The organism is Agromyces sp. NSFZ, from assembly GCF_056156205.1.
The window spans coordinates 2,734,033-2,743,634 of sequence record NZ_CM149585.1; the positions used below are offsets into that span (position 1 = coordinate 2,734,033).

Here is a 9,602-nt window from a genome sequence, read left to right on the forward strand (position 1 = left end):
TGCGTGACCAATGACGGCGGAACTCCCGGTGGTGTGTCGGCGCCGCCGCTCGAACGCTGGGCGTCGCAACGCGAACGGTACGTGGACAACCTCAAGGTCCTGCTCATCGCGGCGGTCATCGTCGGCCACGCCATCCTGGGATACACCGAGCTCGACTCGTGGTCGTATGCCGATGTCCGAGAGGTGTCGCTCTCGTCGACGACCTCGATCATCCTCCTGGTGCTCGTCGCGCCCTTCGGGCTCCTCGTCATTCCGCTGCTCTTCCTCATCGCAGGGCTGCTGACGCCGCCGTCCCTCGAACGCAAAGGGCCCGGGCGATTCTCGAAGGAGCGCCTGTTGCGGCTCGGCGTGCCGTTCCTCGTGTTCGCGGTCCTCCTCTGGCCGCTGCTCGAGTACGGGTTGTTCCGCTGGCTCAATGAGGCGCCCGACCTCTGGACGTACCTCCTCGCGGAGAAGAGCCTCGACACCGGCGTGCTGTGGTTCGTCGGGGCGCTGCTGGTCTTCTCCCTCGTCACGGCGGCATGGGCCCGCGCACGCGGGGGAACTCGCGTGGCGGGGTCCGGCGAGGTTCGCGTCGGCCACCTGCTCGGACTCGTCGGGGTCGTGACCGTCGCCACCTTCCTCCTGCGCCTCGCCGTGCCGTTCGAGAGCGACAACTGGTTCATCGACGTGAACCTCTGGGAATGGCCGGCCTGTGCCGCGCTGTTCGGCCTCGGTGTGGCGGCCTCGAGTGAGGGCTGGCTCGCGGTCGTGCCCGAACTGATGCACCGGCAGAGCCGCACGGCGACCCTGATCACGCTCGGCGCAGCGGGGCTGTTCCTCGCCGCCGTCATCCTGCTGGGCATCGACGTCGAACAACTGTGGGGCGGATGGCACTGGCCCGCGCTCGTCTTCGCCGCCGGCGAGAGCGCGCTCTCGGTGTTCGGGGCGATCTGGCTCCTCGCCGTGGCCCAGGAGCATCTCGACCGGGACTTCCGCTGGGCAGGGCCGGCCGTGAAGCGGAGCGCCTACGGTGCGTTCCTCCTGCAGGGTCCCGTCCTCATCGGCCTCGCCCTCGCGTTGCGGCTCGTGCCGTTGCCGGCCGAGGTCAAGGCGCTCGCCGTGTCGGCAGGCGGTGTCGTGGTCTCATTCGCACTGGCCTGGCTGCTCATCCGCCGCGTGCCCGGCGTCGATCGCGTCCTGTGACCTCGACGGCGACCCGCGTGCGAGTACGCCGAGCCCGCCGATGGACGCGGTCGTATGCTGGGTCGCATGCCGACCACGATCGCCGTCACCGGCCGCACCGAAGAGCGGATCGCTCCCGAGCTCGGCGCCGTCACCCTGTCGATCGGCGCGCAGGGAGCGGTACGCGACCATGTCTACGGCCGCACGACCGCCGCCCACGACCGGGTGCTCGGCCAGGTACGCGAACTCGAGGCGTCCGGCGCCCTCGACACCTGGTCGGCCGGTCAGTTGCGCGTCTGGTCGTACCGTCCGTGGAACAACGAGGGCAAGCAGCTGCCGCTCGTGCACCAGGCGAGCGCCGAGGTCGAGGTGGTCTTCTCCGACCTCGCGCGGCTCGGCGAGTGGGTGGGCGACGTGGTCACCGCGGCCGAGGTCGCCGTCGGCGGCATCGACTGGCGGTTGACGGATGCCACGCGCCGACGTGTGCAGGAGGAGGCGCAGCGTGCCGCCGTGGCCGACGCGCTCGCGAAGGCCCGCGTCTACGCCTCGGCGCTCGGACTCGGGGATCCGACGCCGGTCGAACTCGCCGACCACGGCATGCTCGGGGTCCAGCCCATGCCGGGGGCGCCGAAGGCCATGATGATGCGCGCCGTCGCCGAGATCGGCGGCGCGGCGCAGGGCACGGAGTTCGCGCCCGCGCAACTCGTGATCGAGGCATCCGTCGACGCCCGCTTCACCGCGGAGGCGATGAGCCACCTCACTCGGTGATGAGGAGCTGCTCAAGGGCGGCGAGCTCGTGCAGGCCGAGGCCGGCCGCGAGCAGGTATTCGCGCGTGGATCCGTGCGAGCGTTCGACGGTGTCGAGCATGCCCTCGATCGCCTCGGGTGGGCTGCCGCCCATGAGCACCCGGAGTTCAGGGGTGTCGGGAATGCCGTACCGGCCGATCATGGCGACCATCTGCTCGAGCCACTCGCCCGCGAGGTTGGCTTCGGTGCGCGCGTAGTCCTCGATCACGGCGTCGCGATGCACGCCGACCGCGCTGAGCGCGAGGGCGACGACGACGCCGGTGCGGTCCTTGCCGGCGGTGCAGTGCACCACCACCGAGTGCTCGCGGGCCGTGGCGATCTCGCGCAGCGCGCCGACGACGACCGCCGTGTGCTGGGTGACGATGCGGTGGTAGAGCGCGTCGAGCGAGATGCCGCCCGCACCCTGCGAGGCGCCGGAGCCCTCGAAGACCGGGAGGCGCAGCACCTCGACGTCGAGCCCCGTGAGGTCATCGGGCATGATGGCCGCCTCGTTCTCGTCGCGCAGGTCGATGACCGTGCCGACGCGGAGCCGCCGGAGTTGGTCGCGGCCCTCCTCGCCGAGCCGGTGCAGCCCGTCGGAGCGGAAGAGCACACCCTCGCGCACGCGGCCGCTCTGCGCCGGCAGGCCGCCGACGTCTCGGAAGTTGTACGTGCCACGAATCGGGATGCGCCTGGAGATCTCCATCGCGATGAGCCTACCTGCGGAGCTTGGCGAATCCTCCGAGAAAGTTCTTTCCACATCGGCAACTACTTGCTATCCTGACCAAATGAGCATCGACCGACCCGACGACCACGACGCCGAGCCGCACGACGACGCGCGGTCCGATGCCCCGATCGGCCGTGATGCCGCCGCCGCTCGGCTCGACGAGGCACGGTCCGCCGCCCGCGCGGTCGCCGTCGAGGGCTCTGCCTCCGCATCCGCGTGGCTCAGCGGGCTCGCCGCGGCATCCGCCGTGTACCTCGCGGCGCTCGGATGGTTCGCCCGCACCGACGAGGCCGAAGTGCTCGGCGTCTCGCTCGTGTTCGCCGCCGTGCTCGGCGTGCTCGCCGTCGTGCACCTCCGGCGGGTGCGTGCCTCGAGCCTCGGCTTCTCGCGCCGGTTCGGCATCGCCATGGGCACGTGGGGTGCGTGCTTCGCCGCGTCGCTCGGCGCCGGACTCCTGATCTTCCCGGGTTCGGTGGCGTTCTTCACGGTCGCCGGCGCCGTCACGGCGGTGCCGCCGCTGTGGGGCTCGGTACGCGAGCTGGTGGTCGTGCGTGGCTGATCGTGCCGACGCGGGGCACCCGCGGCATCGGCTCGATCCGCTGCTCCAGCGACCGGTGCCGTTCTCGATCGCGGCCCTGCTCGCCGCGGCCGACGAGGCCGAGTTCGCGTTCGTGCGCGACTCGGTGGAGCTCAGCGATTCCGCGCTCAGCAAGCAGGCCGCTGCGCTGGAGGCCGCGGGCTACGTCAAGGTGCGCAAGGGGTACCTCGGCAAGGTGCCGCGCACGTGGCTCTCGATGACCGCGCGCGGACGCGCCGCCTTCGCCGCGCATCTCGAGGTGCTGCGCGAGATCGCCGGCTGAACGACGACGTCTCCGGCGACTCGCCGCTACTCCCCCAGGTGGTTGCGCGTCGCCATCGCCCGTGCGGCCTCGCGCTTGTCCTGGCGCTCGCGCAGGGCCTGCCGCTTGTCGTACTCGCGCTTGCCCTTCGCGACCGCGAGCTCGACCTTGGCTCGGCCGTCGCTGAAGTAGATCTGCAGGGGGACGAGCGTGTAGCCGCCCTCCTTCGTCTTGTGGCTGATCTTCACGATCTCCTGCTTGTGCAGCAGGAGCTTGCGCTTGCGACGCGGCGCGTGGTTGTTCCACGTGCCCTCGGTGTACTCGGGGATGTGGACCGCATCGAGCCACATCTCGCCGCCGTCGATGAACGCGTAGCCGTCGACGAGCGACGCGCGGCCCTCGCGCAGCGACTTCACCTCGGTGCCGGTGAGCACGATGCCGGCCTCGTAAGTGTCCTCGATGGTGTAGTCGTGCCGCGCCTTGCGGTTGGTCGCGACGACCTTCTGACCGCGTTCCCTTGGCACGGTTCACTCCTCGGTTCGAATCCGGATGCCTCCGGGACATCCGGGGCAGCCGTTCAGTCTACCCTTCGACAGGCTCAGGGACCGCTCTTCGACGGGCTCAGGGACCGACCGACTCAGACCTTGAGGTACCTCGTGATCGCGATGCCCGCCGAGACGGCCGCGAGCAGCACACCCACGAGAATCAGCAGCGGCACGACGAGCAGCGCGTCGCCGAGGTCGACGAACGTGAACGACAGCGATTCGGCGAGGTATCCCTGCACGAAGAACACCACGATCGCGACCACCGCCCCGGCGGCGAGCACCGACCCGATGAGGCCGGCGAAGACGCCCTCGAGCACGAACGGCGTCTGGATGAAGCGGTTCGACGCACCCACGAGTCGCATGATGCCGAGCTCGCGCCGGCGCGAGAACGCCGAGAGCCGGATCGTCGTCGCGATGAGCAGCGCCGCCGCCACGAGCATGATGGCCGCGATGGCGATGGCCGTGTAGCTCGCCGCATTGAGCACGTCGAAGATCTGGTCGAGGTACCGGCGTTGGTCGACGACCTGCTCGACGCCCGCGAGCCCGGCGAGGCTCTCGGCGAGCACGGCCGCCTGCGATGGGTCGACGAGGTTCACCCAGAATGTCTCGTTGAGCACCTCGGGCGTCACGTAGTCGGCCGCGGGCGTGCCCTCGAACTGCTCCTGGAAGTTCTCGTACGCCTGCTGGTGGTCCTCGAAATAGAACTCGTCGATGAACGGCGCCAGCGTGTCGGAGTCGAGCTGCGCCTCGACGGCCGCCTTCTGCTCCTCGGTCGCCTCGCCGTCGACGCATCCGGCCGCGGTGGACACCGACGTGCAGAGGTAGACGGCGACCTGCGCGCGGTCGTACCAGTAGTTCTTCATCTGGGCGATCTGCAACTGGAGCAGCGCCGCCGTGCCGACGAAGGTCAGCGAGATGAAAGTGACGAGCACGACCGAGACGACCATCGAGGCATTGCGGCGCAGGCCGTTCGCGGCCTCGGAGAGCACGAGTCCCAATCTCATCGCGTCGGCCCGACTTCCTGGTCGTCGTCGCCCTCGCGGGGTCCGCCGGGCGCGCGCAGGCCCAGTCGCTCCGCCAGGGTCAGGTGCTCGGATGCCGCCGCCCCGTGCCGCTCGGCGGCGGTCGCGGTGGCGGTGGCGCCTTCGGACCCGTCGTCGGGCGCCTCACCCGGGACCGTCACGACTCCGGTCGCCGCCGCCGTGATCGCCGCCGCGGCATCCGTCACCTCGTCGCGTTCCTCGGGCTCGACGTAGAGCGGCTGCTTCTCCTGCATGACCTTCTTGCCGACCTTCGGGGCCGCCCGAGTGAGCGGTGCGGGAGTGTCGGCGACGTCCGTCGTCGCGGCCGCGGGCTGCGGTTCCTTCGCCGCCTTCGCCGCCTTGGTCGGCCTGGTCGCCTTGGCCGACTTCCGTGCGGCGCCGGATGCCGCGACCGCGGGCCCGCCCGAGGCAGCGCTCCGCGCCGCAGCGACCGCCTCGGCGGCGGCCACCGCGGCAGCGACCTGCTGAACGGGCTCGGCCGACTCGACGCGCTGCTCTCCCGGCTCGGCGGACTCCTCCTCGAGCTTGGCGCCGTAGCCGGCCGCGCGTTCGTCACGTACGACCTCGCCGGCCGAGAGTTCGATGACGCGACGCTGCATCTGGTCGACGATGCCGGCCTCGTGGGTGGCCATCACCACGGTCGTGCCGCCGGCGTTGATGCGCTCGAGGAGCGTCATGATGCCCGCACTCGTGACCGGGTCGAGGTTGCCCGTCGGCTCGTCGGCGAGCAGGATCTGCGGCTTGTTGACGATCGCTCGGGCGATGGCGACCCGCTGCTGCTCGCCGCCCGAGAGCTCGTGCGGCATCCGCTTGCCCTTGCCGTCGAGCCCGACGAGCTTCAGCGTCTCGGGCACGGCCGACTGGATGAATCCGCGCGACTTGCCGATGACGCGCAGCGTGAACGCGACGTTCTCGAAGACGTTCTTGTTCGGCAGCAACCGGAAGTCCTGGAACACGACGCCGAGGTCGCGCCGGAAGTAGGGCACCTTGCGGCTCGAGATCGTGTTCAGGTCCTGCCCGAGCACGTGGATCCGACCCTTGGAAGGCTTCTCCTCCTTGAGGATCAACCGGAGGAAGCTCGACTTGCCGGAGCCGGAGGCGCCCACGAGGAAGACGAACTCGCCGCGCAGGATCTCGGTCCGGATGTCGTTCAGGGCGGGCCTCGACTGACCGGCGTAGGTCTTGGTGACGGAGTCGAATCGGATCATCGGCTTCGAGCCTAAGCAGCGCCGCGCCATTCGGCACCCGCGACTCGCCAAACTCACAAGTTGCCGGGCGGAGCGCGTGCGCGTGAGGCGACTCCTCCGTAGGTTGGAGCTTGAGACCTGAACGATGTGGAGGGCGTGATGACCGTTCCCATCATCGGCCTGGTGGCCGATCGCAAGGCGGCGAGCTCGGGTGCATGGGTGGACATCCCCACCGACGGGCTCCCGCACGCATACATCGCCGCGATCGAGGAGGCCGGCGGCGCACCGCTGCTGTTCCCGAGCATCGGCGTGCACGTCGACGAACCCGAGCGGCTGCTCGACCTCGTCGACGGGCTGTTCCTGCCTGGCGGGCGCGACCTCGACGCGACGCTCTACGGCAGCGAGGCGCATCCGTCGAACGACAAGCCGCTGCGCGTGCGCGATGAGCTCGAGCTCGCGCTCACCCGGCTCGCCCGGGAGCGCGGCATGCCCGTGCTCGGAGCCTGCCGGGGGATGCAGGTGATCAACGTCGCCCTCGGCGGCACGCTCGAGCAGCACCTCGGCGACCGGGTCGACCTGACGCCGCACCGCGCCGAGTACGGGATCCACACCTCGCACCCCGTCGCGATCACGCCGGGCACGCTGCTCAGCGACATCACGCACGAGCTCGAGTTCGACATCTCGTCGCACCACCACCAGGGCGTCGACCGGCTGGGCGACGGGCTCGTGGCTTCCGCCACCGCGCCCGACGGCGTGGTCGAGGCGATCGAGGCGACCGACGGCGGCTTCTGCCTCGGCGTGCAGTGGCACCCCGAGGAGCGCCTCGACCCGGAGGGCATCGCGCTCATCCGCGCGTTCGTCGCCGCGGCGCGCTCGCGGACCCTCGCGAAGTTCGCGATCCGGTCCTGAGCGCGCCGCGGCGACGGCACGTCCGCCTCCTGCCGGGGCGGACGTGCCGGGGGCGCCTCAGGCGCCGCGTCCCCGAAGGTCGAGGCCCCGGATGGTGCTCACGTCGTTCGGGTTGATGAGATCGGGAGCCGTGAAGCCCTCGAGATCGTAGTCGGAGAGGATGTCGTCGACGAGCGACCTGGCGTCGTCGAGCTGCCCGTCGACGCCGGCGACGTTGAGGATGTCCACGTACGTCTTCTCGGGCTGACCCCAGTAGTTGAGCTCGTACAGCTCGTGACGTGCCGCGAACTCGCTGCCGATGGAGTCCCAGAGCGCCTTCATGATCTTCGAACGGTCGAGTGCCGTGTTGCCGTTCGACCCTCGCAGGTAGCGGTCGAGGTCGGCCTTGAACTCGGGCACCTGGAAGTCGATGGCGTTGGAGTTCAGGTAGATGAGACCCGAGGCGATGATCGTCTCGACGATCTGGCGCATGCGGAAGTACATACCGGGCGCCGTGGCCGCGTAGGTGAGCGCGTAGCGGCCGTCGGGGATGAGGATGCCGCCGGGGCCGACCTCCGCCCGCTCGATCATGCCGTCGCGCAGGCCCGAGACGAGGTTGCGGAAGGCGAGGATCTCCCCCAACTGCGCCTGCACGCCGCGGAATCCGCCTGCGCCGGTGATCTCGAGCGCCTTCGACACGAGTCCCGAGATGAAGTCGAGCTTCACCTCGAGGCGCGTCGACGCCTGGAACGCGGCGCGCTGCATCCAGCCGAGGGGGCCCTCGTTGAACTCCTGCACCTTCTGCGCGTCGTAGACGAGCACGTTCTCCCACGGGATGAGGGCGCGGTCGAACACGAGGATCGCGTCGTTCTCGTCGAAGCGGCTCGACAGCGGGTAGTCGAACGGGCTCGCCGCCTTCGCGGCCGCCGCCTCGTAGGAGTGCCGCGAGTAGAGCTTCACGCCCTTGGCGTTCATGGGCGCCATGAAGATGAGCGCGAACTCCTTCTTGCCGAGGAGCGCCCCGAAGTGCGAGACGAAGGTGTACTGCGTGAGGGGTGCGCCGGTGGCGACCACCTTCGCCCCGCTGACGATGAGTCCGTTGTCGGTCTCCTCCTCGACGTGCACGAACACGTCGCCCACCTCGTCGGCGGGCTTCGCCCGGTCGACCGGCGGGTGCACGATCGCGTGGCCGACGTGCAGCACCTCCTCCTGCACGCGGCGGTACCAGTAGGCCGCGTTGTCGGCGTACTCGCCGAAGAACGACGGGTCGGCGCCGAGGGTCATCAGGAGCGACGCCTTGTAGTCGGGGGTGCGGCCCATCCAGCCCGCGACCTGCTTCTGCCAGCCCCGGATCGCGCCGCGTGCGGCGCGCAGGTCTTCAGGGGTGCGCGGCACCTTGAAGAACGCGTGCGTGAAGCCCCCGTTGCCGGTGTCGGTGGGCAGGATGAGCTCGGAATTGCGCTCGGGGTCGGCGAGCGATCCGTAGAGGCGGGCGATCGAGCGGGCCGAGTTGCGGTAGGCCGGGTGCTCGGTGATCTTCTCGATCTTCTCGCCGTAGATGAAGACGTCGCGGCCGTCGTTCAGGCTGGCGAGGTACTCCTCGCTGGTCTGCGGGCGGTCGGATGCCCCGGAGGCGATCGGTGCCTCGACGGCGCGGGCCGGGGTTTCGACGCGAGGGGATTCGGTGATGCTCATGCGAGGGCTCCTTGGGTGGTGAGGGAGTTGAACGAACCGGAGAAGAACAGCAGCGGGTTGCCCTCGACGCTGTCGAGCAGGGTCACCCGGCCGAGGTAGAGCGTGTGGTCGCCGGCGGGCACCCGCTCATGGAGGTCGCAGACGATGTGGGCGAGCGCTCCGTCGATGACGGGCATGCCGCCGCGACGTGCGAAATCGGGCTCGAGGTCCTGCGGCTTCCCGGCGAAGTGCATCGCGACATCGAGCTGGTCCTCGTGCAGCACGCTCACCGCGTAGCGCTCGGCCGTGCCGAGCAGTCGGTGCATGCGCGTGCGGTGGTCCACGGAGACGAGCACGAGCGCCGGATCGAGCGAGACGGACACGAATCCGCTCGCGGTCATGCCGTGGACCCGTCCGTCATCGGCGACGGCGGTCAACACGATCACGCCGCTGGCGAACCGTCCGAGCGTGGTCCTGAACTCCCGCGGGTCGATGGCCGTCAGGGCGGTCATGGCACTCCTTCATGCAATGGTCGCGTTATGTACGTGTGTACGTAACAGGAGACGCTAATCGGTGCGCCCCTCTGCGGCAAGTCCAAGGGGCGGAAATCGCGATTTCATCGGGGATTGCTGTCGTTTCGACCAACCGCGGCGACCCGACCTGTGCGGTGCGCACACTCGCATGCGTGGGATACCGGTTGGAACACATGTCCACAGACATCCGCAGCGTCGCCGACGCGCGCGTGCGTC

General features: G+C 69.8%; 11 protein-coding genes. 5 read left to right on the plus strand and 6 right to left on the minus strand.

The features are described from left to right. Positions 1-3: 3 nt before the first annotated feature. Both ACVFI9_RS12845 and ACVFI9_RS12850 read left to right on the plus strand, forming a co-directional pair. Positions 4-1,185: an acyltransferase family protein gene (locus tag ACVFI9_RS12845; RefSeq protein ID WP_474762609.1), complete on the plus strand. Its 1,182-nt coding sequence runs from the start codon at positions 4-6 to the stop codon at positions 1,183-1,185. Positions 1,186-1,251: 66 nt separating this feature from the next. Then, positions 1,252-1,932 carry an SIMPL domain-containing protein gene (locus ACVFI9_RS12850; RefSeq protein ID WP_474762610.1) on the plus strand — a complete coding sequence of 227 codons (681 nt, stop codon included), beginning with the start codon at positions 1,252-1,254 and terminating at the stop codon, positions 1,930-1,932. Here ACVFI9_RS12850 and ACVFI9_RS12855 read toward each other — a convergent pair. After that, positions 1,922-2,656 carry a tyrosine-protein phosphatase gene (locus ACVFI9_RS12855; protein WP_474762611.1) on the minus strand — a complete coding sequence of 245 codons (735 nt, stop codon included), beginning with the start codon at positions 2,654-2,656 and terminating at the stop codon, positions 1,922-1,924. The genes ACVFI9_RS12850 and ACVFI9_RS12855 overlap by 11 nt on opposite strands. An 82-nt stretch (positions 2,657-2,738) precedes the next feature. Here ACVFI9_RS12855 and ACVFI9_RS12860 point away from each other — a divergent pair, with 82 nt between their 5' ends. After that, positions 2,739-3,236: a hypothetical protein gene (locus ACVFI9_RS12860; RefSeq protein ID WP_474762612.1), complete on the plus strand. Its 498-nt coding sequence runs from the start codon at positions 2,739-2,741 to the stop codon at positions 3,234-3,236. Further along, on the plus strand, positions 3,229-3,537 hold the full coding sequence (locus ACVFI9_RS12865) for a transcriptional regulator (protein WP_474762613.1): 309 nt from the start codon (positions 3,229-3,231) through the stop codon (positions 3,535-3,537). Before ACVFI9_RS12860 ends, ACVFI9_RS12865 begins: the two co-directional genes overlap by 8 nt. Positions 3,538-3,563: 26 nt before the next feature. Here the strand turns inward: ACVFI9_RS12865 and smpB are convergent, their stop codons facing one another. The 3 genes from smpB to ftsE form a co-directional block, all read right to left on the minus strand. Further along, the gene (smpB, locus tag ACVFI9_RS12870) at positions 3,564-4,040 is read right to left on the minus strand and encodes an SsrA-binding protein SmpB (RefSeq protein ID WP_474762614.1); all 477 of its coding nucleotides are present in this window, start codon (positions 4,038-4,040) and stop codon (positions 3,564-3,566) included. Positions 4,041-4,153: 113 nt separating this feature from the next. Next, positions 4,154-5,065, minus strand: coding sequence for a permease-like cell division protein FtsX (gene ftsX, locus ACVFI9_RS12875; protein WP_474762615.1), 912 nt, complete (start codon positions 5,063-5,065; stop codon positions 4,154-4,156). Continuing rightward, a complete protein-coding gene (ftsE, locus tag ACVFI9_RS12880; protein WP_474762616.1) occupies positions 5,062-6,312 on the minus strand; it encodes a cell division ATP-binding protein FtsE in 1,251 nt (416 codons plus the stop codon). Before ftsE ends, ftsX begins: the two co-directional genes overlap by 4 nt. Positions 6,313-6,450: 138 nt before the next feature. On the opposite strand from ftsE, the gene ACVFI9_RS12885 reads away from it, so the two are divergent. Continuing rightward, positions 6,451-7,200 carry a gamma-glutamyl-gamma-aminobutyrate hydrolase family protein gene (locus ACVFI9_RS12885; RefSeq protein ID WP_474762617.1) on the plus strand — a complete coding sequence of 250 codons (750 nt, stop codon included), beginning with the start codon at positions 6,451-6,453 and terminating at the stop codon, positions 7,198-7,200. A 57-nt stretch (positions 7,201-7,257) separates the two neighbouring features. On the opposite strand, the gene ACVFI9_RS12890 is transcribed toward ACVFI9_RS12885, so the two are convergent. After that, positions 7,258-8,874: a 4-hydroxyphenylacetate 3-hydroxylase N-terminal domain-containing protein gene (locus ACVFI9_RS12890; RefSeq protein ID WP_474762618.1), complete on the minus strand. Its 1,617-nt coding sequence runs from the start codon at positions 8,872-8,874 to the stop codon at positions 7,258-7,260. Then, the gene (locus ACVFI9_RS12895; RefSeq protein ID WP_474762619.1) at positions 8,871-9,365 is read right to left on the minus strand and encodes a flavin reductase family protein; all 495 of its coding nucleotides are present in this window, start codon (positions 9,363-9,365) and stop codon (positions 8,871-8,873) included. Before ACVFI9_RS12895 ends, ACVFI9_RS12890 begins: the two co-directional genes overlap by 4 nt. Positions 9,366-9,602 lie beyond the last annotated feature (237 nt).

What these genes read in the sequence shown, in the direction of transcription:
- ACVFI9_RS12850 (WP_474762610.1), top strand. Translation starts at nt 1,252, where the DNA reads ATGCCGACCACGATCGCCGTCACCGGCCGCACCGAAGAGCGGATCGCT.
- ACVFI9_RS12885 (WP_474762617.1), top strand. Translation starts at nt 6,451, where the DNA reads ATGACCGTTCCCATCATCGGCCTGGTGGCCGATCGCAAGGCGGCGAGC.
- ACVFI9_RS12860 (WP_474762612.1), top strand. Translation starts at nt 2,739, where the DNA reads ATGAGCATCGACCGACCCGACGACCACGACGCCGAGCCGCACGACGAC.
- ftsE (WP_474762616.1), bottom strand. Translation starts at nt 6,312, where the DNA reads ATGATCCGATTCGACTCCGTCACCAAGACCTACGCCGGTCAGTCGAGG.
- ACVFI9_RS12895 (WP_474762619.1), bottom strand. Translation starts at nt 9,365, where the DNA reads ATGACCGCCCTGACGGCCATCGACCCGCGGGAGTTCAGGACCACGCTC.
- ACVFI9_RS12890 (WP_474762618.1), bottom strand. Translation starts at nt 8,874, where the DNA reads ATGAGCATCACCGAATCCCCTCGCGTCGAAACCCCGGCCCGCGCCGTC.
- ACVFI9_RS12855 (WP_474762611.1), bottom strand. Translation starts at nt 2,656, where the DNA reads ATGGAGATCTCCAGGCGCATCCCGATTCGTGGCACGTACAACTTCCGA.
- ftsX (WP_474762615.1), bottom strand. Translation starts at nt 5,065, where the DNA reads ATGAGATTGGGACTCGTGCTCTCCGAGGCCGCGAACGGCCTGCGCCGC.